The organism is Vibrio sp. 2132-1 (genome assembly GCF_033344315.1).
Map to the genome: position 1 here is coordinate 31,595 of NZ_JAWPON010000020.1, position 24,007 is coordinate 55,601.

The 24,007-nt window shown below is 45.4% G+C and carries 15 protein-coding genes; 12 read left to right on the top strand and 3 right to left on the bottom strand.

The window, feature by feature from the left end; genetic code table 11:
* The first annotated feature begins 3 nt into the window (after positions 1-3).
* From R8N47_RS19650 to tldD, 9 genes are all read left to right on the top strand, one after another.
* Complete coding sequence (locus R8N47_RS19650; protein ID WP_064354325.1) at positions 4-3,951, top strand: DUF6701 domain-containing protein; 3,948 nt, start codon at positions 4-6, stop codon at positions 3,949-3,951.
* A gap of 151 nt (positions 3,952-4,102) precedes the next feature.
* Positions 4,103-5,146, top strand: a complete 1,044-nt coding sequence (locus R8N47_RS19655) for a rod shape-determining protein (protein WP_005381144.1) — start codon at positions 4,103-4,105, stop codon at positions 5,144-5,146.
* A 149-nt stretch (positions 5,147-5,295) separates the two neighbouring features.
* Positions 5,296-6,192 (top strand): rod shape-determining protein MreC, encoded by an 897-nt coding sequence (gene mreC, locus R8N47_RS19660; RefSeq protein WP_064354324.1) that lies wholly within the window; start codon positions 5,296-5,298, stop codon positions 6,190-6,192.
* Positions 6,182-6,670, top strand: a complete 489-nt coding sequence (mreD, locus tag R8N47_RS19665) for a rod shape-determining protein MreD (RefSeq protein WP_005381141.1) — start codon at positions 6,182-6,184, stop codon at positions 6,668-6,670. The genes mreC and mreD overlap by 11 nt, the downstream gene beginning before the upstream one ends.
* Before the next feature lie 4 nt (positions 6,671-6,674).
* The gene (locus R8N47_RS19670; protein ID WP_005381139.1) at positions 6,675-7,244 is read left to right on the top strand and encodes a Maf family protein; all 570 of its coding nucleotides are present in this window, start codon (positions 6,675-6,677) and stop codon (positions 7,242-7,244) included.
* 18 nt (positions 7,245-7,262) lie between these two features.
* Entirely contained in the window at positions 7,263-8,732 is a 1,470-nt protein-coding gene (gene rng, locus R8N47_RS19675) for a ribonuclease G (RefSeq protein WP_005381138.1), read from the top strand.
* A 12-nt stretch (positions 8,733-8,744) separates the two neighbouring features.
* On the top strand, positions 8,745-12,626 hold the full coding sequence (locus R8N47_RS19680) for a YhdP family protein (RefSeq protein WP_064354323.1): 3,882 nt from the start codon (positions 8,745-8,747) through the stop codon (positions 12,624-12,626).
* Positions 12,627-12,659: 33 nt separating this feature from the next.
* On the top strand, positions 12,660-13,481 hold the full coding sequence (locus tag R8N47_RS19685) for a carbon-nitrogen hydrolase family protein (RefSeq protein ID WP_005381136.1): 822 nt from the start codon (positions 12,660-12,662) through the stop codon (positions 13,479-13,481).
* Between the two features lie 11 nt (positions 13,482-13,492).
* A complete protein-coding gene (gene tldD / locus R8N47_RS19690; RefSeq protein ID WP_005381134.1) occupies positions 13,493-14,938 on the top strand; it encodes a metalloprotease TldD in 1,446 nt (481 codons plus the stop codon).
* 66 nt (positions 14,939-15,004) lie between these two features.
* Here tldD and R8N47_RS19695 read toward each other — a convergent pair whose 3' ends face one another.
* Entirely contained in the window at positions 15,005-16,381 is a 1,377-nt protein-coding gene (locus R8N47_RS19695) for a PhoH family protein (protein WP_005381133.1), read from the bottom strand.
* A 561-nt stretch (positions 16,382-16,942) separates the two neighbouring features.
* On the opposite strand from R8N47_RS19695, the gene rapA reads away from it, so the two are divergent.
* Positions 16,943-19,852 carry an RNA polymerase-associated protein RapA gene (rapA, locus tag R8N47_RS19700; protein ID WP_033907411.1) on the top strand — a complete coding sequence of 970 codons (2,910 nt, stop codon included), beginning with the start codon at positions 16,943-16,945 and terminating at the stop codon, positions 19,850-19,852.
* Between the two features lie 109 nt (positions 19,853-19,961).
* On the opposite strand, the gene R8N47_RS19705 is transcribed toward rapA, so the two are convergent.
* Complete coding sequence (locus tag R8N47_RS19705) at positions 19,962-21,227, bottom strand: NRAMP family divalent metal transporter (protein WP_005381130.1); 1,266 nt, start codon at positions 21,225-21,227, stop codon at positions 19,962-19,964.
* Between the two features lie 342 nt (positions 21,228-21,569).
* On the opposite strand from R8N47_RS19705, the gene R8N47_RS19710 reads away from it, so the two are divergent.
* Positions 21,570-22,322: a pseudouridine synthase gene (locus R8N47_RS19710; RefSeq protein ID WP_005381128.1), complete on the top strand. Its 753-nt coding sequence runs from the start codon at positions 21,570-21,572 to the stop codon at positions 22,320-22,322.
* 103 nt (positions 22,323-22,425) lie between these two features.
* Positions 22,426-23,388: a D-2-hydroxyacid dehydrogenase gene (locus R8N47_RS19715; RefSeq protein WP_064354322.1), complete on the top strand. Its 963-nt coding sequence runs from the start codon at positions 22,426-22,428 to the stop codon at positions 23,386-23,388.
* 89 nt (positions 23,389-23,477) lie between these two features.
* On the opposite strand, the gene yjgA is transcribed toward R8N47_RS19715, so the two are convergent.
* Positions 23,478-24,005 carry a ribosome biogenesis factor YjgA gene (yjgA, locus tag R8N47_RS19720; protein WP_033907410.1) on the bottom strand — a complete coding sequence of 176 codons (528 nt, stop codon included), beginning with the start codon at positions 24,003-24,005 and terminating at the stop codon, positions 23,478-23,480.
* Positions 24,006-24,007: the final 2 nt, after the last annotated feature.

The following is a 24,007-nucleotide window of genomic DNA, read 5'->3' on the forward strand; positions in this document are numbered from 1 at the left end:
ACAATGAAAAAAATAATATCATCGTTACTTGCGGTAGCTCTCTTCCTTTTTTCGTCAATCAGTTTTGCTGCAGTAAATAACAACCCTCAGTTTGAATTTGGCACTGTGCCAGCAGATAAATGTACTGTAGCAGGGCCAAGTGTGACTTGTGACATCGAGTTTCAGAATTCTTACTCACAACCTCCTCTGGTTTTTGTTATGCCGACGATCGATGCGAGTCGCTCTAACTTTGATAGCAAGACCACAGAATACCCTTCAGATTTGAAAATCTGGTCTATCAGTTCATCCAAAGCAACAATAAAGCAGTTATTACCTCCTCACAGAGCCGCTTGCCGCTATCTAAAATACAATCGTAAAAACGATAAATGGCAATGTAAAAACACTGGCGAGAGAATAACTTATGTTGATGCACCTATGAATGATATTGACTACTTGGTAATGGAACCAGGCGTTATTAAGTTTGATAGTGGTGCCATGCTTGTTGCAGGCAAAGTGAGCTCTAAACATACATTTTCTAATAAGCCTGATGGGACAAATAACATCAGCAAGCAGGTTAATTTTATTAACTTTGGTTTGAACACTGCTTTTTCAAAGCCACCAGGTGTTTTGGTTCAAATTCAAACTCGAAACAATATGGTTGGTAGCCAACCACTTTGGCTAAATACGATCGCTCTAGATCCTACTCGTACAGGCTTTTCATTAATCATTGACCGCTCTGAAGTGACAAAAAATGCGGTACTTGATCAACCTGAAGAAGTGGCGTTTGTGGCAGGCTATGGTGAAGGTTTTACTCAAGGGCGAAAATTTTGGCTAGGTAATGGTTCAACCCGTAATACGCTTAGCGCTCTGAATGATAATGTCATTAAACCAGTTACTGAGGGCTGTAAGCAGCTTAGCTACTTCCCGGTTACTGGCTTCAAATCTGCTCCGGTTTTATTGGCGTCTAAGCGTACTCGAAATGGTAATAACGGTGGTTGGCTAAGGCGTTGTTCTGTGACTAAAACCAGCGTTGCTTTGATTAATGAAGAAGATATGGATAGAGATGCTGAACGTGGTCACGTTGTTGAGCCGTTTTCATACTTCTTATTCGATAAGCCTCCTACAAGTGAAATTTGTGAGTTGTTTCCATCTCCAGTTCAAACTTGGACTGGCAATTCTAATGCGCTTCTAAAGATGAAAAATAATGCTCGGATTTCAGGGGCCCCTTATGTGAACGGTAAGCGTTACGTTGGTTTTCCTCAGTCGAAAATTACTTTAGAAAATAATGCATCATGTGACGATGAAGGTTGTTTTGGTAATGAAGGACTGATGATTAAACGGTTGGAATTAGAGAGTTTTAAGACTAGCTCTAAAGAGGTTGTTGTCGATCATCAGGAGAGTAAAACATTTTCTAGTTATGAGGTACTGGAAAAACTAGAAGTGAAAAACAATGCTAAAGTTACATTTAAAACGGGAACTTACTGGATAGAAGAGCTAAAGGTTGATAACAGCGCACAAATAAATATTCCAGACTCACAAAAAGTGCAAATTCATGTGAAAAAGCTGGAGCTGAAAAACAATGCGAAATTTTATACAGTCGGAAAAGCCGAGCTGATAATCATTGGTCATGGTAACGATAAAATTACTCTTGATAACAGTGCTGAATTGACAGGACTGCTCTATACAGAAGCAAGTGTAGAGTTAAAAAACAATGCAGTAGTTTATGGTGCGGTTACTGCTCGAAGTATTTCGATGGATAACTCGGCAAGTATCATTGCTACAGACAACCACTGTTTTACACCTTCAGATGATTATGAAGTAACGCTATCACCAGCAGCACAATATGCGTTGATGTGCGGAACAGAACAACCTAGTTTTGCAATAGAAACCAAGAACAATGGCTATGCGGAAAGCACTGGCGTTACTGTGCAGGTTTACCCTGATGCAGATAATTTTTCTATAGATGTTGTAGAAAGCACTGGTACTGGCTCTTATCCTAGCTTTACGACAAGCAATGTGTCTTCGAAACTTGGTAAGTTGAAACTGCAAGTGAGCGTTAAAGATCAAAGTAGTATTGATCTTGATGAAGAATATACGTTAAAAGTTACAGTGGACAATGACTCATCAAAAACGCAGACATCAACTTTCAAGTTTGTGCCATTTAAATTTTCAGCTGACGACCAGTATGTAATCGCAGGAAAGCTGAAAGAGGTTGAAGTAAAGGCTCAGGCATGCAATGACGATAATGAAGTTGACGATATTGACTATGACGGTAAGCCGGATGTTTTATATCAATGGGTACGCCCTGCATCAGGTGCTGTTGGCTCTTTAACTTACTCCCCATCATTTTCCAGTGGAAAATCTTCTAAAGGTTTAACTCTGGAAGATTCAGGTGAAATGTTAGTTACTCTGACTGATGATAACTTCACTTGTAGTGGTGATGATTGTCCGATTGAAGGTGACGGAAATACGAAGACACTAAAAGGCCAGTTCACCGTCTATTCACGTCCTTGGACATTTGCGATTTGTTCTCCGGATGATACGAATATGGATGGCAGTATTACGGATTCCAGTAGTGCAGCATTTACCGCAGCAGGGAACTCTTTTGAACTCTCTGTCCGTCCATTGCGCTGGGTGTCAGATGGTGATGACAGTGATCCCGAAGATGGAACAACAGAAATAGAAATATCCGGCTATTGTAGTTCACCCGTCACTCAGAATTTCTTTATTGCGGGTAGTGCGATCACATCAACGGTCGGATTGACGCATTCAGTCGCTGAGCCTGATGGTGGAGATGATGGTTCTCTTTCTGGCACTTTGGTCTATAGCAATAGCGCGGGAACCAATAATACCTATCTGTTGTACAGTAGGCTTTCATGGAGCGAAGTAGGGGTATTGAAAGTAACCGCAGATACTCAGGCAAATTATTTGGGTATGAATGTTAACCCCGGCTATCGTGATATCGGACGTTTTTATCCTGCCTGGTTGAGCTTAGTAAGCAATAACTGGGATTATGCGTCTGACCATGATGGCTTCATGTACATGAGTCAGCCTATCAGTTATGACTTTGTGGTCGAAGCACAAAATATGGATGGCGAAGCTACTACCAATTACAGTAGTTTCAGCTCTGATTTAATTGCTGATGTCCAACTGCTGGCTGTGGACACGGATGATAACGAAGACATTAGCGATCGGGTGGAAAATTATTATCTAAACTACTGGGATGGCAGTGACTCATGGTCAGGATCACAGCTGTCAGTATCAAACCAGTCTTTCCAATTTAATAAATCAGAAACCAATAGTTCTCCGTTAACGACTGAAGCAGATGGGCCATTTACAAATGGATTTGGATTACTAGTGGCAGATAAAGTGGATGATGTCGACTTTCTTACTTCAGAAGATACCAACCTCGAATTAAATGACGATATTGGTAAGTCTTTTCCAACTCAACCAGATATTCGCTATGGCCGAATGGCAATGGATGATGTCGGTGGTACTTCTGTCAGTACCATCAATATTCCTCTGCGTACAGAATACTGGAATGGTTCTCGCTTTATCACTAATACTGATGACTCTGCTTCTGATTATTCTTCTGATGAAGACTATGTTTGTTATCAAGAGGTGTGGTCTGAAGCTTCTGGTTCAGACGGTTCGTTGAATGGAGTAACAAAGACAGTTGATTCAGGTGTCAACGACGAACTTTATGCTACTCCATATTCCGAAGATTATAGTAGCTCAATACGCCAACAATTACGCTTCTGGCTGAGAATGGATGATACTAGTACGACATCTCCGCAAACGTTGGAAACTGATTATGTTACTTGTGGAAGTAGCTACATGAGTCAACCTTGGCTCCAATATAACTGGAGAGGGAAAGGAGATGAAGACCCATCATCCGTCGTCACCTTTGGTATTCATCGTGGTAACGATCGCGTGATTTACCGTGGTGAGCCAGGGTTAACCGGACAGTAACAACTTAGGTTTTTGCCCTTAAGTTAGGAAACTGCAAGAAATTGAGGCTTTCTGCTCATGTTTGTGTACCAATACCTTGCTGTGACAGCGAGGCATTGGTACATTTAGAGCAATTTTTGTCTTCTATATTTTTGCAGGATGAGCGAAGAGTATGTTTAAGAAACTTCGTGGCATGTTTTCTAACGATCTATCTATCGATTTAGGTACAGCCAACACTCTAATTTACGTAAAAGGGCAAGGAATTGTCCTTGATGAACCTTCTGTAGTTGCTATTCGTCAAGATCGTGTAGGTTCTGCAAAAAGCGTTGCTGCAGTCGGTCACGCAGCAAAACAGATGCTTGGTCGTACACCTGGCAACATTTCCGCTATTCGCCCAATGAAAGACGGCGTAATTGCTGATTTCTACGTAACCGAAAAAATGCTTCAGCACTTTATCAAGCAAGTGCACGATAACAGCATCCTAAAGCCAAGCCCACGTGTTCTTGTTTGTGTTCCTTGTGGTTCTACCCAAGTTGAGCGTCGCGCAATTCGTGAATCAGCACTTGGTGCTGGTGCGCGTGAAGTTTACCTAATCGACGAGCCAATGGCGGCGGCAATTGGTGCTGGTTTACGTGTATCTGAGCCGACAGGTTCAATGGTGGTCGATATCGGTGGTGGTACAACTGAAGTTGCCGTTATCTCTCTAAACGGTGTGGTTTACTCATCGTCTGTACGTATCGGTGGTGACCGCTTTGATGAAGCTGTGATCAACTACGTACGTCGTAACTACGGCAGCTTGATTGGTGAAGCAACGGCTGAAAAGATCAAACACGAAATCGGTTCTGCTTACCCTGGTGATGAAGTTCAAGAGATTGAAGTTCGCGGTCGTAACCTTGCAGAGGGTGTACCACGCAGCTTTAGCTTGAACTCAAACGAGATCCTAGAAGCGCTTCAAGAGCCGCTATCTGGCATCGTATCAGCAGTCATGGTTGCACTAGAACAGTGTCCTCCAGAGCTTGCTTCAGACATTTCTGAAAACGGTATGGTACTAACCGGTGGTGGTGCACTACTGAAAGATCTCGATCGTCTACTAATGGAAGAAACTGGTATTCCTGTGGTTATCGCGGAAGATCCACTAACGTGTGTTGCGCGTGGTGGCGGTAAAGCACTAGAAATGATCGACATGCACGGTGGCGATCTGTTCTCTGAAGAATAAAGGTTTAGGTGAAGCTCATGTCGGGCTTCACCTTCATTTCTGCTCTCTCTGTAATTCAAACATGCTCCATACCTAAAAGTATTTAGTTAAGTATTTTTAGGTGCCAAGTAAGGCTCAATAATCATGGAAGCAATCAGGTCAAAAACAAGATGAAACCGATTTTCGGCAGAGGTCCGTCTCTGCAATTACGTCTGTTTTTTGCTGTCATCGTGTCGGCGAGCTTAATGCTGGCCGATAGTCGTCTAGATACGTTTTCCAACGTTCGATACCTACTAAACAGTATGGTTGCACCGATTCAGTACGCAGCGAATTTGCCTCGTAGTATGTTCGATGGCGTATTTGAACGTTTTAATTCTCATCAGGCATTAGTTGAAGGCAATCGCAGCTTAAAGCGAGAAGTGTTACGCCTGAAAAGCGAGCTTATCTTGCTCGACCAATATAAAGAAGAAAACCAACGCCTACGTAAGTTGTTGGGATCTTCATTTGTCCGTGATGAAAAGAAAGTCGTGACAGAAGTAATGGCGGTGGATACTTCACCTTATCGTCATCAAGTGGTGATCGATAAAGGCCGTATTGATGGTGTTTACGTTGGTCAGCCTGTTATCAACGAGAAAGGCATCGTTGGTCAGGTTACGTTTGTCGCAGCGCACAACGCACGTGTTCTGCTGCTAACGGACGCGAAAAATGCAATTCCTGTCCAGGTGATCCGCAATGATATCCGAGTGATCGCATCGGGCAATGGTGAAATGGATGAAATCCAACTGGAGCACATTCCAACCAGCACAGATATTCAGGTTGGTGATTTATTGGTGACATCCGGTTTAGGTGGTATTTACCCTGAGGGATACCCAGTCGCGACGGTTACCAATGTGGATCACGATACGCGTCAAGAGTTCGCTTCAATCAAGGCTGGGCCGGTTGTGGAGTTTGATCGCTTACGCTACCTACTGCTGATTTGGCCGAATGAAGACCGTCAACACAAAGTACTGCGGTCCAATGTAGATGAAGGGTTAGAGCAAGAACAAGAGGTAACCGATGGCCAATAATGTATTGAGCAGCCGAATGGTGATTGGCGTCAGTTTCTTCGTTGCGCTGGTACTGCAAACCATTCCATGGCCAGGTGTGTTAGATGTGTTACGTCCGTCATGGTTGTTCCTTGTTACGTGTTATTGGGTGTTGGCACTACCGCACCGAGTGAACGTCGGAACTGCGCTAGTGTTGGGCTTATTGTGGGATATCTTGATCGGCTCAACGCTTGGAATTCGTGGCATGATGATGTCGATCGTTATCTACCTTGTGGCGCTGAATTTCCTATTGATTCGCAACATGGCATTGTGGCAACAGTCGATTTTAATTGCCTTTTTTACTGCGTTGTTGGAAGTTTTGATATTCTGTGGGGAATATTTGAACCAGGACGTAGTATTTAATCCATTATCTCTGTGGACGGCGGCAATAAACTGTATACTTTGGCCATGGATGTTTTTATTAATGCGACGAGTTCGTCGTGCATGGCACGTAAGGTAAAGCGGTGAAGAAAAGCTTATCTCTCGTTCTCGCATCGGGTTCTCCGAGAAGAAAAGAGCTGCTTGCTCAACTGGGTTATGATTTTGAGATCGTATTGCCTGATATTGAGGAAGCCAAACAGGCTCATGAGCAAGCACGAGATTACGTGTTGCGTCTTTCTTTGGAAAAAGCTCAGGCAGGCTTAGCGTTGGCTAAGCCTGATTCCGTTGTATTGGGCTCTGATACGGTCGTAGTATGCGATGACCGTGTGCTAGAAAAACCAAAAAGTTTTGAAGATTCAAAGCGTATGCTTACTGACTTATCGGGTCGTCGTCATCAAGTGATGACTGCGGTGAGCGTTGTATCATCGGAACAACAACATTCAGTGGTCGTTACCACTGACGTGTGGTTCAAACCACTGACTCACGAAGAAATCGAACAATATTGGCAGTCAGGAGAGCCATGCGATAAAGCTGGAAGTTATGGTATTCAGGGACTCGGAGGGCGATTTGTCACCCGAATCGAAGGCAGTTATCACGCTGTAGTAGGCTTACCTTTGTTCGAAACCGATCAGCTAATTCAAGAATTTTTATAATTGTTTTGAGGTGTGCACATGAGTGCAGAATTGCTGCTTAACGTGACCCCGAGTGAAACTCGTGTGGCCATGATTGAAGGTGGAGTACTACAAGAAATACATATCGAGCGCGAATCGCGTCGCGGTATTGTGGGCAATATATACAAAGGCAAAGTAAGCCGAGTGTTACCAGGTATGCAGGCGGCTTTCGTCGACATTGGTTTAGATAAAGCGGCATTTTTACATGCGTCAGATATTGTTCCTCATACCGAATGTGTGGCAGAAAACGAAAAACAGCAGTTTCAAGTCCGTGATATCTCTGAGCTGGTACGCCAGGGACAAGACATTGTTGTGCAAGTGGTCAAAGATCCGCTCGGCACAAAAGGTGCGCGTTTAACGACGGATATCACCTTACCTTCGCGTTATCTTGTTTTTATGCCGGGGGCCAGCCATGTCGGTGTTTCGCAGCGTATTGAAAGTGAAAAAGAGCGCGAGCGTTTGAAAAAGGTGGTGAACCATTACTGCGATGAGCACGGTGGTTTTATCATTCGTACCGCGGCAGAAGGCGCTGATGAAAAAGAGCTATCTCAAGATGCGGCATTTCTAAAGCGTTTGTGGCTAAAAGTCATGGAGCGTCGCTCAAAATACAAAACGCGTTCAACACTTTACGGTGAACTCGGCTTAGCTCAACGCATTCTGCGTGACTTTGTTGGCACAGAGCTCGATAAGATCATGGTCGACTCCCGCCTTGAATACGAGAACCTGAAAGAATTCACTTCTGAGTATGTACCGGAGTTAACAGATAAGCTTGAGCTTTACGAAGGTGACAAGCCAATCTTTGACATGTACGACACCGAAAACGAAATTCAGCGTTCTTTAGAGCGCAAGGTCGAGCTAAAATCGGGCGGCTATTTGATCATCGATCAAACCGAAGCCATGACCACCATCGACATCAACACGGGTGCATTTGTTGGTCGTCGTAATCTCGAAGAGACTATCTTCAATACCAATATAGAGGCAACGCAAGCTATTGCGCGTCAGCTACGTTTACGTAACCTCGGCGGTATCATCATTATTGATTTTATCGATATGGCATCCGAAGAGCATCGTCAGCGAGTACTTACCTCACTGGAAACGGCGCTGGCGAAAGACCGAGTAAAAACCAACATCAACGGTTTTACCCAGCTTGGCTTAGTTGAAATGACGCGTAAGCGCACGCGAGAAAGTATTGAACATATCTTGTGTTCTGGTTGTCCTACTTGTGAAGGCCGTGGCAGCGTGAAAACAGTCGAAACCGTATGCTTTGAGATATTACGCGAGATTACTCGTGTGAACCGTGCTTACGACGCCGATAATTTTGTCGTGTACGCATCGCCGTTTGTTGCTGAAGCGCTATTGGGCGATGAGTCTCATGCGTTGGCTGAGCTCGAAGTATTTATTGGCAAGCAAGTGCGAGTTCAGGCTGAACCCCTGTACATTCAGGAACAGTTTGACGTCGTAATGATGTAATTTGGAACATTTGTGAATTCTGGTGTTAACCGTTTTGGGCGTTTTTGTGCGTGGAGTTTAGTTACTGTATTGGTGTTATTAGCCATATTAGTAACCACGCTTCGCGTCACACTGCCGCAACTTAACCACTTCCAAGATGAGATCAAAACCTGGGTCAAACAAGGCACAGGTTTTGACGTTTCTATTGCCAATGTCGCAGGGACGTGGCGCAATAATCATCCCTCAATCGCGTTACTGGGTTTAGAGGCAAATCTACCAAACGTGCAAGATGCACGCTTCGCTGTTGAAGAAGTCCAAATTGAGTTCGACCTTGTTCAATCTCTTTTTCAACTTAAACCTGTAGTTGCAGACCTTACCATTCATAACCTCGCTTTAGACATTCACACGGTAGACATTCTGCCGACTTCTCATCGTCAAGATCCGAAGCCTGAAGTGGATAAGAGCGAAGTGAAACTCATTGACCAACTCGACTCACTTCTTTTACGTCAGTTCGAAGACTTCACTATTAGCGATTCACGGATTTGGTATAAGTCGGTGTCTGGTGAAACTCGCCGTTTAGATATTGAGCAGCTTCGTTGGAGCAATCAAGGGAAACGTCACGTAGCCGAAGGCACGGTTAGCATTGCCGATGTTCGCATGAACTCATTGTTAGTAAGCGCTAACTTTAAAGATCATGGCTCGTTGCGCGATGTATCTGGTGAGTTTTACGTGAGTGCTCAAGATGTCTCGGTCACACCTTGGCTGACCACTTACATGCAAGAAGAGTCAGGAGCAGAGTCGGGTAAAGTCAGCTTAAATACTTGGCTAACGCTCAAACATAGCCAACCGCATGATGCTTATGTTGAATTGCTGCCTTCCGAGTTGGTGTGGAATGAAGATGGACATCATGAGCTGTTTATTGAGTCTGGAATTTTCAATCTTCGACCAGATAAACAAGGCTGGAAAGTAAATGGCCACTCACTTCAGATCAGAACCGATAATACCCCTTGGCCAGAGCTAGACGTCGCGTTTGATTGGCAACCAAACGGCTGGATGCTTAATCTCTCTCAACTCGACATTGAAGCACTCATTCCGCTCATTAAGCTGGCTCCAGAGTCAGAGTCGACCAGTGACCTTATTAACAAACTAGCACCGAAAGGTCGGGTCGAAGATGTCCGATTGTCAATGAACGGTGGTTTAGACACCTTACGCTACTCGGCTGAACTGGATGAACTCGCGATGACACAATGGGAGCTCCTACCCGGGTTTCATCACGTACAGGGCAGCGTATCGGGGGATGTGAATCAAGCTAAAGCAAGAGTCACCGTCATTGATGATGTCTTTCCGTACGGCGATGTATTCCAAGCTCCGCTGAATATCAAACAAGGTGAAGTCGATATTATCTGGCAGCAAGATGATGCGGGTTGGCGTTTGTGGGCGGATAAAGTGACGGCAGCAACGCCTGATCTTCAAGTCTTGGGGGCATTCCGTCTTGATTTTCCAAAAGAACAAAGCCCATTTTTATCGTTCTATGCCGAAGCGGATCTCTACAACGCGGGTGAGACATGGCGCTATCTACCGACTCTGGCACTTGGACAAGACTTGACCGACTATCTTTCGACCGCGATTCAGGGCGGTAAAGTGAACACAGCGAAATTGTTGTGGTATGGCGAGTTAGGTGATTTTCCTTACAAAGAACATAATGGCATGTTCCAAGCTTGGGTTGGATTAAAAGACGCGAAATTTAGCTTTGATACGGCATGGCCAACCATCACGGATTTGCAGCTAGACTTGCTGTTTGAAAATGATGCCATGTATTTGGATTCAAAATCAGCCACACTAAATGGCGTTCATGCCAAGCGTATCACTGGGCGAATCCCTGAGTTGGCAGAAGGTGGACACATCGAGATTGAAGCGAAAGCAAGCGCGCCGGGTAATGAAGTCCGTGACTACATGATGGCGACGCCATTAGTGGATTCAGTCGGTGCCGCATTGACAGCGCTGCAAGTGAGTGGGCCCGTTTACTCTGAGTTTCAACTCAACATACCGTTTGATTTTGAGAAAGAGTCTCGCGCTTGGGGTTATGCAGATTTAACAGAAAATCGTGTTGATATTGAAGCGCCGCCAATGACGCTTGAAAACGCCACAGGGCGCATCACCTTCGACAATGATGTGGTTACCACATCGGGTTTGTCGGCCGAATTATTACAACAGCCTATCTCTCTTGATTTCCATGGAGAGAGTGCGGAGCAAGGCTACAACGTGACAATTAATACATTAGGAGATTGGGATGTCGAGCCTCTCAAACCCTATGTCGGTGAGCGTTGGTTAAACCTTGTTTCTGGCCATGCGCCGTGGCAAATGGACATTGACTTGCAACTCAATGATGTTGGTTTCACTTATCAGCTTGAAGTGCTGGCGCAGCTAAATCGTCTGGCTAGTCAATATCCTTATCCTTTAGCGAAAAAAATTGGTGAGTCTGGGCAAGCGAAACTGCAAGCATCCGGCAACCAAGAGAGTATTTCAGCAAGACTACAGATCCCAAATGTGAAGTATCAAACTGAGATAGATATCGCTGGCGATGTCCCGGTTCTGACTGCGACTCATTTAATGGTTGGCAAAGGTGGCTTCCGGATTAGTCCTATTGTCGGGCACGATGCTTCGGTGCGTGTCGAAGAACTGAATTTAGACCAATGGGCTGAGCTTGCGCAGGTCTCTGAGAGCAAGCCTTCATCGTCTGTTTTGGCAAGCATGAAAACGCCGACCATTCCATTGCCGACACGCATTGAAGTTGAAACGCCAAACTTACAGCTCGGTGGGATTGAGTTTCATGATGTGGATTTTTCAGCAAGCAAGAAAAATTTGAGTTGGCAACTCGATGTGGACAGTCAAGAGGTTAAAGGGAAAGCTAACTATCTGAAACCCTATGATCTATCGGTCTCTCTAGAGCACTTGCATCTGTACATCCCAGGGTTTGAAGAGATGACCAAAGAGCGCAGTTCAATCTTTGCGAGTGAAGATCAAAACGCACCTTTGATTACCAATTTTGACCGCAAGTTTCACGCTGAGATGCCAAACTTAACTTTGAACATTGATGATTTTTGGCTGCAAGGCTACAAAGTGGGCAAAGTGAATGTTGATTTGCAGCGTCGCCAGAACCGCTTGGAGTGGAAAAATATCACCTTTAGTAGCGGCAAAAACCGCATTGATATGAGTGGTTGGTGGGACCTGACGAAAGAGAGTAGTCATTCCAACTTAACCATGAAAATGAAAGGTGATAACAACACCGATCTTATGGAGCGCTTTGGTATTACATCAGGCATTCAACAAGCACCATTTGAGATCAATGCCAATATGGAATGGGACGGCGCACCTTGGTCAATGAAGACACAAACCTTGCAAGGAAACGTCTCAACGGAATTTGGTAAAGGCGTGATCAGTGAAGTTAGTGGTGCGGCACGCTTGTTAGGCTTGTTTAGCTTGGATTCTATCATCCGTAAGATGCAGCTCGACTTTACCGACGTATTCGATAAAGGCATGGCATTCAACTCGATCACGGGAACGGGCAAAATCCAAGACGGTGTGTTTATCACCAATGATATCGTAATGGATGCGTTAGCAGGGGAAATGCAAATCCGCGGCATCGCTAATATGAACAGCAGAATGGTTGATGCGGAAGTGAAATTCACACCAGACATCACATCAGGCCTACCAATGCTGACCGCGTTTGCCGTTGCGCCTCAAACTGCTTTGTATGTCTTGGCCATCTCTACGGTGATATCTCCGGTGGTTGAGGTCTTCACTCAAGTCAATTATGAAGTGAAAGGCCCACTAGATTCACCAACGGTGAAAGAAATTTCGCGAAGTAAAGGTGAATATAAGCTGCCAGAAAAACTGCGTGAGCAGGCCAAATAACTCACCGAATATAATGGAATAGGGAGGAAACACATGGAGCGTGTTGGCATTATTCAAATGACTTCGGGTCCGGATATTAACGCGAATTTGGACTTCATTGAAAAACAGTGTGCTTTAGCGAGCAAGCAAGGTGCCAAACTTGTTCTTACTCCTGAAAATACAGTGCTATTTTCCAGTCGCGAAGCTTATCATCAACATGCAGAGCCACTTGGCAGTGGCATGATTCAACAGCGGCTCTGTGAAATCGCTAGAAAGAACCAGTTAACGCTAATTGTCGGAAGCATGCCCATTCAAACCGCAAAAGGTGTCACCACCACAACACTTGTATTTCCGCCGCACGGTAAATGCATTGCTCACTATGACAAACTGCATATGTTTGATGTCGACGTAGCCGATGGTTATGGTAGTTATCGTGAGTCGGATACGTTTATGGCGGGTAATCAAATAGTCGTTGCGGAAACTGATATCGGCAGTGTTGGATTGAGTATTTGTTATGATTTACGTTTCCCAGAACTTTATAAAGTATTGCGTCAAGAAGGGGCGGATATCATTGTGGTGCCCGCTGCGTTTACCGCTGTGACGGGGCAAGCTCACTGGGAAGTATTATTGCGAGCTAGAGCGATTGAGACACAATGTTGGATTTTGGCAAGCGGACAAACTGGAACGCATCCATGTGGACGAAAAACATGGGGACACTCAATGGTCGTTGACCCTTGGGGACGTATCCATAAACAGCTTCAGGATGAAGTAGGTTTATTGGTGACTGAGATAGATTTGTCACAAAGCCAACAAGTAAGGCAGAATATGCCGCTGACTCAACACAGTCGCTTTCAAAATGAATTGAGACGGAAATAAAAGAGCTAACTATGAGCACAAACCAAATAGAACAGGCACTCCTTGCCCCAAATGGTCTGACAGAACAAGACATTGCTGACACGCTTGCCAGCATTGCGACGCGCCAGATCGATTATGCGGACATTTACTTTCAGTCCAGCTGGCATGAGTCTCTGGTTCTAGAAGACAGCATCATCAAAGATGGCTCTTTTAACATTGATTGTGGTGTTGGTGTCCGTGCAGTAACTGGCGAGAAAACAGGCTTTGCCTACTCTGATCAAATCCAGCCTGAAGGCCTGAAGCAGAGTGCAATGGCGGCGCGCGGTATTGCTCAGCAAGGGCAAAATGGCAAAGTCCAAGCGTTTAAACGCACCGAAAACCAAGCGTACTACGCGGCTGTGAATCCACTAGCTGAATGGGAAAAGCAGCAAAAAACAGAATTACTCAAATCTCTAGATGCTTACATCCGCACTAAAGAACCATTGATTAAAGAAGTTTCGATCAGCATCAGCGGTGTGCATGAGCAGATGCTTGTTGCGGCAACAGACGGTACTTATGCAGGCGATATTCGTCCTTTGGTGCGTTTGTCTATTAGCGTGCTCGCACAAAAAGGTGAACGACGTGAACGCGGTAGTGCTGGTGGCGGCGGCCGTTTCGGTTACGATTTCTTTTTAACGGAAAGCAATGGTGTGAAACAAGCTTTTCATTACGCAGACGAAGCGATTCGCATGGCGTTAATCAACCTTGAAGCAGAAGCAGCACCAGCTGGCATGATGCCAGTGGTATTGGGTTCTGGCTGGCCTGGCGTGTTGCTACACGAAGCGGTAGGTCATGGCCTAGAAGGTGATTTTAACCGGAAGGAATCTTCGGTTTTCTCTGGCAAAATGGGTCAACAAGTGACGTCTTCGCTGTGTACCATCGTCGATGACGGCACGTTAAAAGACCTTCGTGGTTCACTGAATGTGGATGATGAAGGGGTAAACGGTCAGTACAACACGCTTATCGAAAATGGTGTGCTGAAAGGTTACATGCAAGACAAGCTAAACGCGCGGTTAATGGGTGTGAACCCAACAGGTAACGGTCGTCGTGAGTCTTATGCACATTTACCAATGCCGCGTATGACCAACACCTACATGCTACCAGGTGAACATACGCCAGAAGAAATAATCTCGACGGTCGAGAAAGGGTTGTATGCGCCAAACTTTGGTGGCGGCCAGGTGGACATTACTTCGGGTAAGTTTGTGTTCTCTGCATCCGAAGCATACTTGATTGAAAACGGTAAAATTACGCGCCCTGTTAAAGGTGCGACGTTGATTGGCTCAGGTATCGAAGCAATGCAGCAAGTCTCTATGGTCGGTAACGACCTAAGTATCGACAAGGGCGTTGGCGTATGTGGTAAAGCAGGTCAAAGTGTGCCAGTTGGTGTTGGTCAGCCGACCTTGAAGCTGGACTCACTGACAGTGGGTGGCACTGAGTAACTCAGTCGAATCGTTATAAAAAGAGCGCTCATTAGAGCGCTCTTTTGCTTTGCGAGTCGGTGTCAATTACAGGTTTTCTTCAGCAAATTCCGCCAAGCGGCTACGAACCACGCCGTTGAGGTGAATATTTGCGCTGCCTTCAAAGTTCTTGAAGCGCTCAACCATGTACGTCAATCCTGATGTCACTGGGGTGAGGTAATGAGAGTCAATCTGCGCCAAGTTACCGGAGCAGACGATTTTGGTTCCTTCACCACAGCGGGTAATGATGGTTTTGATTTGTGATGCAGTGAGGTTTTGACACTCATCAAGCAGTACAAACGCATTTTGAATCGAACGGCCACGCATAAAGTTGATCGATTTAAATTGAATGTTGGCTTTATCGCAGATGTACTTCAATGAGCCTTCAGTGCAGTGATCGTGTTTATGTAGTGCTTCCAAGGTATCGGTCACCGCCGCTAACCACGGCATCATTTTCTCCTCTTCGGATCCGGGTAAGAAGCCGATGGATTCACCGATATCTGGCGTGTTACGTGTTACGATAATTTTATCGAACATGCTTTTTTCAATGGTTTGTTCCAATGCTGCAGCCATTGCCAGTAATGTCTTACCACTACCCGCCGCACCCGTTAGAATCACCAAGTCAATTTCTGGATCGAGTAAGGCATCTAACGCCATTCCCTGGTAGATATTTTTAGGTGTGATGTCCCAAGCCTTGCGATGCATTAGGCGTTCGCGGCTCAGGTCGAGAAGCGTTAACTTGTCTTCATTGATGGTTTCTACGCGACCAGCAAAGTCACTGTCTTCATCAATAACGTATTGGTTGATAAAGGTTGGGTCGAAGGGTTCGCGACTGAGTTTATGGTAAGTTTTTCCACCCAGTGCATAGCTTTCTACTTCCTCAATACCGCTCCAGAAATCACCTTCACGCAATTGAAAGCCCTTGGTTAGGTATTGAATGTCGTCAATCAGTTGGTCGGTTCTATAATCCTCAACAAAGCGTACACCAGCCCCTTTGGCTCGCAGACGCATGTTGATGTCTTTCGTGATCAGTACCACTTCGCGTGGTGCACGTTTATTTTGCAGATAAAGCACCGCGTTGAGAATACGGTTGTCACCGGCTTTGTCGGCGAAGGCTTTGACGGTTTCCTGCAGTTCAAAATCCGCCAAAATGGAAATAGTACCTTGGTCGGGGTTGTCTTTAGAAACAGGAATGCCTTCAGAGATTTCATCTGGCGTTGCTTCTTTAAACAAATCTTCCAAGGTGCGAATAGCCACGCGCGCATCTCTTGCAACGTCGCGCTTACTGTCTTTGATTCGGTCGAGTTCTTCCAACACGGTCATGGGGATAACGACATCGTGTTCTTGGAAAGAGAAGATGGCAAAGGGTTCATGAAGAAGAATGTTGGTATCGAGTACAAACAGTTTCCGATCGGTATCGCCCATAGCGTCTCCTTGCCGTAGTACGGCTCTGCATGCGAGTTGTTAGGTCGTTTCCAAATAGGTGTGAAGTGACCTAACTCTGATTGCTTGCAATAGAGGTTGTCGGGCTGATGTCGGCTAGTGTGCAACCGAGTAGCAAGACAACTTACTGCAAACCCGTGTTGATCCTAATCGTGTACTAACGCGCTTAAATCATATGCAATGGTTTTAAACGCCCCTCATTAGAAGTATACGTAATATTTACGTTCTACAACTTAATAATTGGCATGAGTATTTTACAATTTGATTGCATTTAGAGTTTGGGAAAAAAAGTTTCTGCTTGGTGCGGTTTCGGCGTGACCTAAATCACAGCTTCAAGTAAGATTAGCGACCTTTTTCTGCGTATAGGCTACGTCCGATTTATCATGTTGAGCTGGCTTAAAAAATACTCAGTTCATACTGAAATGACGAATGCTATCGGCATAGCAGAAGCCAGAATCAGATCTAAACTATTATCCATGCCCACGGGCATGAGTAGACCAACAAGAAATACGAATCAAGAACTAATAACGAGGTAGTCAATTCATGACATTTGCTTTGGGGCAGCGCTGGATTAGCGATACGGAAAGCGATTTAGGTTTAGGTACCGTTGTAGCAATGGATGCTCGTACTGTGACATTGATGTTTGCAGCGTCAGAGGAAAACCGAGTTTACGCACGTAACGATGCACCTGTTACCCGAGTCACCTTTAATGTTGGGGATGTCATCGATTGCCAAGAAGGTTGGTCTCTAAAAGTAGAAGAAGTACTGGAAGATGAAGGTCTTTACACCTATTTCGGTACTCGTGAAGACACGCAAGAAACCGCTGTTGTTCTGCGTGAGATTTTCCTTAGCAACCAAATTCGTTTTAACAAACCTCAAGATAAGTTGTACGCCGGTCAAATCGACCGTATGGACAACTTTGTTCTGCGTTACCGTGCGCTAACCAACCAGTTTGAGCAGCATAAGAGCCCAATGCGTGGCCTATGTGGTATGCGTGCAGGTTTGATCCCTCATCAGCTTTACATCGCGCACGAAGTTGGCCGTCGTCACGCGCCACGCGTCTTATTGGCGGATGAGGTAGGTTTGGGTAAAACCATCGAAGCGGGCATGATCATCCACCAACAAGTTCTGTCTGGTCGTGCCGAACGCATTTTGATTGTGGTGCCTGAAACACTGCAGCATCAATGGCTGGTTGAGATGATGCGTCGTTTCAATCTGCATTTCTCTATCTTTGACGAAGAGCGCTGTATCGAAGCGTTTGCGGATGCAGAAAACCCATTTGATACTCAGCAATATGTGCTGTGTTCTTTGGATTTCCTACGCAAGAGCCGCAAGCGTTTTGAACAAGCACTGGAAGGTGAATGGGACCTACTGGTTGTCGATGAAGCGCATCACCTTGAATGGAGCCAAGATAAACCGAGCCGTGAATACCAAGTGGTAGAAGGCTTGGCTGAACGTACTCCAGGTGTGTTGCTACTGACTGCAACGCCAGAGCAGCTTGGTCGTGAGAGTCACTTTGCTCGTCTGCGTTTGTTGGATCCAGACCGCTTCTATGCTTACGAAGCATTCGTTGAGGAAGAAGAGCAATACGCGCCCGTAGCAGATGCGATTACTTCACTCTTTTCCGGTGAAAAGCTACCTAATGAAGCAAAAAACCAAATTACTGAACTGCTTTCTGAGCAAGACGTAGAACCACTTTTCCGTATTATTGAAAGTGAAGCGGACGAAGAAGCTAAAGCGTCGGCACGCCAAGAGCTGATCGATAACTTGATGGATCGTCATGGTACAGGGCGTGTTTTGTTCCGTAACACGCGCGCGGCCATCAAAGGCTTCCCTACGCGTAACGTGCATCTGATGCCAATGGATATTCCACCGCAATACACTACATCAATGCGTGTTGCTGGAATGATTGGCGGTAAGATGAGTTCTGAAGCACGTGCGATGAAGAACCTTTACCCGGAAGAAATTTTCCAAGAATTTGAAGGCGATGACGCGAGCTGGTGGCAGTTTGACTCGCGTGTGAATTGGTTGCTTGAAAAAGTAAAAGAGAAGCGCAGCGAGAAAATCCTCGTGATTGCTTCTCGTGCGAGTACCGCACTGCAATTGGAGCAAGCACTGCGTGAGCGTGAAGGTATCCGCGCCACCGTTTTCCACGAAGGTATGTCGATTCTTGAACGTGACAAAGCGGCGGCTTACTTTGCGCAAGAAGAAGGTGGAGCACAAGTTCTTATCTGTAGCGAAATCGGCTCTGAAGGTCGTAACTTCCAGTTTGCCAACCAACTTGTCATGTTCGACTTGCCATTTAACCCAGACTTGCTTGAGCAACGTATTGGTCGTTTGGACCGTATCGGTCAAAATCGCGATATCGACATTCATGTTCCTTACCTGAAAGGCACATCGCAAGCGATCCTAGCACGTTGGTTCGATGAAGGCCTGAACGCTTTTGCGGAAACCTGCCCAACAGGCCGTGCTGTTTACGATAAGTACTCCGATGATCTGATTGAAATTCTTGCCTCTGGTGATACCAGCACGCTAGATGAGATCATTGAAGCGTCAGCAAAAATGAATAAAGAGCTGAAATCCCAATTGGAGCAAGGCCGTGATCGCCTATTAGAAATGCATTCAAATGGCGGGGAAAAAGCACAACAAATCGTTGAGAAAATTGAATCAACTGACGGCGATACCAATCTGGTCACCTTCGCACTTTCTCTTTTTGACACGATTGGCTTGAATCAAGACGATAAAGGTGAAAACGCCCTGATTGTGACCCCATCTGAGCACATGATGGTGCCAAGCTATCCAGGTCTGCCATACGAAGGAGCGACGATCACGTTTGATCGTGATACGGCTTTATCTCGTGAAGATATGCACTTTATCAGTTGGGAACACCCAATGATCCAGGGTGGTATCGATCTTCTTATGAGTGAAGGGGTGGGGACGTCTGCGGTATCTCTATTGAAAAACAAAGCGTTACCAGTCGGGACTATTCTTCTTGAGTTGATTTACGCGGTAGATGCGCAAGCGCCAAAACGCAGTGGTATCGCGCGCTTCTTACCGAAAACGCCAATCCGTTTAATGATGGACTCGCGTGGTAATGATTTGTCTGCTCAAGTGGAGTTTGAAAGCTTTAACCGCCAGCTCAGCCCTGTAAACCGTCACTTAGGTAGCAAGTTGGTTACGTCGGTACAGAAAGACGTACACCGCTTAATTGAAGCCGGTGATGTTCTTATTGAAGAGAAGGTCGAAGAAGTACGCAAACAAGCTCATCAAGATATGCAGCACAGTTTGAATGCAGAGCTTGAGCGTTTGCAAGCACTGAAAGCGGTGAACCCAAATATTCGTGACGAAGAAATTGAAGCTATCGACGCACAAATTAAAGAGCTTACTGGTTATATCAACCAAGCTCAGGTTCAGCTCGACTCGCTGCGTTTGATTGTGGTGAGCCACAACTAAGTAAGTATTTATTGCTCATTAAAAAAAGGTCTTCAGTTGAAGACCTTTTTCTTTATTTACGGTTTAGTTTCTTTATGCGGAATGCATTAATCACTGATAGCTATCTCATTTACATCAACCACTTCCACCAGATAAATACAGCCAAGAAGCCAAACAAGTAAATCAGGCCTGCAATCGACAACCACTTTAGTTTAGGTCCAACAGCCAAAGGCTCAGGTAACTCAGTTTTGCTCACTAAGGTGTAATTTAGCAGAGCAAAGAATGGCGTGGTCATAAAGGCGAGGATCATCGCAAAGTTCAGCATAGGCAATAACGCAGAAGCCCAGAAAACCACAATACCCAATGCAAGTAAGGAGACTACCAGCATGATCGCTGAAGTGGTTTTAGGGTTAGTGTCTGGTTGCGAGCGCAGTAGGCGTTGAGAATCCGAAATAACGCGCGAGTAGCCATCAATAACGGTAATCGTGCTGCCAAAGATACAGAAAAACGCAATTACCGCGATCAAGTAACGAGACCATTCGCCAATCGTTGCCGCATATAAGCCAACCAATTGGTGGGAGAAGCCAACGCCAGAGCTTTCAAGCGCAACGCCAGATCCATAAAGCATCAAAGAGCCTAGCGATACAAAGATAATGGCAAGAAACGCCGTGCCAATATAACCGACATTAAAGTCAAATAGAGCAGAGCGGTATGTTACTTCTTGCTGGCTTGATTGGCGTTTTAGCCATGCTGAGGTTAAACAGGAGATCTCTATCGGTGCAGGCATCCACCCCATTGTCACGACGATAAAACCAATAGCCGCAATAGACCAAGGTGACGGCGGCTCGAAGTTGGCCACTTGTTCAACAGGGTTACCAAAGGCTATAGAAACAGCGAGTAAAGTCGCGATAGTTAACACCGACATGATCACTTTAGATAGCGTATCGAGCGCTTTGTAATGGCCAGCAAATAATATGATCAGGCAGGTGACAATCACAATGATGCTGAGTGATGCCATTGATAGTGAAAACGGAATGAAGTAGCCCAGCAAGCTAGCGCTAAACATCAACAAAGCGGCGGTATTGATGACGGCCGATACCACGCTCAGAAATAGAAATAGCCATAGATAAGGCCGACCTAATTTCGCGTAGCCCTCAACCAAGGTCAGCCCTGTCCCCATGGTGTACTGTACGCCCGCTCGGAAAAAAGGGTATTTAAACAGGTTTACGAGCAGAATCAGTGCAGCCAATTGCCAACCATAAATCGCACCAGCCTTGGTTGATGCCACGAGGTGAGAGCCACCGACCGCAGCAGATGCCATTAATATGCCGGGGCCTAGCGAACGAAAAAATAAGGAAAGTTTGGATTGGGGTTTATCTATAACGGCGGAGTCCATTGCTTATTGTCCTTTTTATCTTATGTATCTTTCTAAAGAGATACATACCGCAGTACATGACAAGCTGAGCGCTCGCCCTATACTGCGCAACGGTAATGTCTTTTAAATGCTGTGTTTTGGTGTATTTATTTTAAGTATTCTTTGCGAATACCATGCTGTGTGCATCTAGCACTCTATTCAGTTATGCGTCTTGTTGTCAAACTAAATTTACAACGTGCTATTTTTAGTTTTTATGCTAAAGGATTGACTTTGTTTTATTGGGTTGAACTTTTCTTCAGAATCCTGCATCTGGGTGCTATTTGGGTATATAATCGCGGCGTTTTTATTTTGTAGAGATCTCCCATGGCAATGCTTGAATATACCCCTCCCACCGACCCTTGGGTTGATATCGTTTTTGAGGATGACGACATTCTGGCAGTGAATAAGCCATCAGGGCTGCTGTCTGTCCCTGGTCGCCTTGCAGAGCATTACGACAGCATGTGGAGCCGCCTCAAAGAGTTGCATCCAGAAATTCAAGTTGTGCATCGCTTGGATATGTCGACATCAGGGTTGATGCTGCTGGCGAAAAACAAACCCGCGGAGCGAGCATTAAAAAAGCAGTTCCAATATCGCCTCACTCACAAGGTGTATTACGCACGTGTTTGGGGGCATGTTGAGTCGCAAGAAGGGAATATTGATCTTCCATTAATTTGTGATTGGCCAAATCGTCCACGACAAAAAGTATGTTTTGACGACGGCAAACCATCTCAAACTTTATTCCAAGTAGTGAAGCGTGAAGTGCACCCTGATGGCACCCATACGACCGTTGTGCGACTACTGCCCATTACTGGTCGATCGCATCAGTTACGCGTGCATTTGATGGCGATTGGTCATGCGATTGTGGGTGATGAGTTTTATGCAAGCGAAGAGGCGTATCAGTTTTCAGAACGTTTAGAGTTGCACGCTGCGGAGCTAAGTTTTTATCATCCAGCTACGGATCAGCTGAGCAGTATTTTTGTACCCTGTGACTTTTATTCTGAAGCCGAGGCGATGATCTTTAACTATTTTTCGCCAGAGCGTACATTGCCTGATTATAAAACGTTGCCACACCCTTAATGCCAATTGCACTCAACAGCGGTTCTTTCTAGTTCGCTATTTTTGGCTATTTCGTTACTGTGGTTGATGTATCCTGTCTTTCAGCCGTGAACAAGGAGTTGTTATGTCTTTGCCAAGCATCGTATTTTTAGATCGAGCGACCATCCCAGAACATATTGAGATCCCACGACCTGGCTTTCCGCACCACTGGCGTGAGTACGACCTAACTGCGCCTGGGCAGGTAATAGAAAGGTTAGCAGATGCCGATATCGTGATTAGCAATAAAGTCCTGCTTGACCAACATGTATTAGAGCAACTACCAAAATTACGGATGATCGCGGTTGCCGCAACTGGTTTTAACAACGTCGATGTGAACTACTGTGCTAATCATGATATTGCGGTTGCTAATGTACGTGGTTACGCGACGCGTTCGGTGCCCGAGCACGTGATGGCAATGTTATTCGCTTTAAGACGGAATTTATTTGGGTACCACCAAGATATTGCCGCAGGTGAGTGGCAGCGTAACCAGCAGTTTTGTTTTTTTACTCACCCAATCGGGGATATTGGTGGTAGCACGTTAGGTGTTGTTGGTAGTGGGGCACTAGGGCAAGCGACGGCGAATCTGGCTCAAGCGTTAGGAATGACCGTGTTGTTTTCTGAGCGTAAAGGGGCGGCAGAATGTAGACAAGGTTATGTGTCGTTTGAGGAAGTATTAAAACGCTCCGATGCGCTGACTTTGCATTGCCCGCTCAACGATCATACTCAGAATTTAATTGGTCAAGCAGAGTTGAAACAAATGAAGTCCAACGCCATTTTGATTAATACAGGGCGTGGAGGTTTGGTGGATGAGAGCGCACTGGTGGATGCCTTAAAACAGCAAGAAATTGCAGCGGCTGGTTTTGATGTTTTTACACAAGAACCGGCTGATGAGAGCAATCCGCTGATTGCCAATATGAGTTTACCTAATTTGTTATTGACACCGCATGTTGCATGGGGCAGCGACTCATCTATCCAACGTTTAGCGGAAATCCTGATTGAGAACATTAACGCTTTCGAGCGCGGAGACCGCGTTAATCGCTTAGTGTAACGCTGACTGTAAAACCAAAGATAAAAAAAGCAGACATTTACGTCTGCTTTTTGCGTTTAAATCGAATGCTCATTGCGTGAGCCCTCGAATTAAAACTCTTCTTCGTTTAGACCTTTAAGGAGCTGAAAGATTTCGCGGTACGCTTTTGCTGGTTTCCCAGATTTTTTCTCTTTCGCTGCTTGGCGAGCAAGTTGGCGTAGACGCTGACGATCCGCTTCTGGGTACATTTCCATTACGTCATCAATGGCTTTGTCACCTTCTTCCACTACGCGATCACGCAACGCTTCAAGTTTGTGGAATACCGCCGTTAATTGAGAGTGCTTATTACGAATTTTATCCAGTGCGGCTTGGATTGGCTCTGGATCTTCGTAACGCATCAATTTACCAATACGTTGTAATTGGCGACGACGCGCTTCATTTTTAAAACGTTGCGCGTCAGCAATTGCTTCTCGCAAATCTTCACTCAATGGAAACTTTTCTAGAACTGAAGGTTTGAGGCCGACAAGCTCCTCACCTAGCTTTTGCAGTTCTTCCATGTCTCGCTTCATCTCGGATTTACTTACCCAGATGATCTCTTCTTCTGGTTCCCATGGCGCTTTTTGATTCTTACGTGCCATTT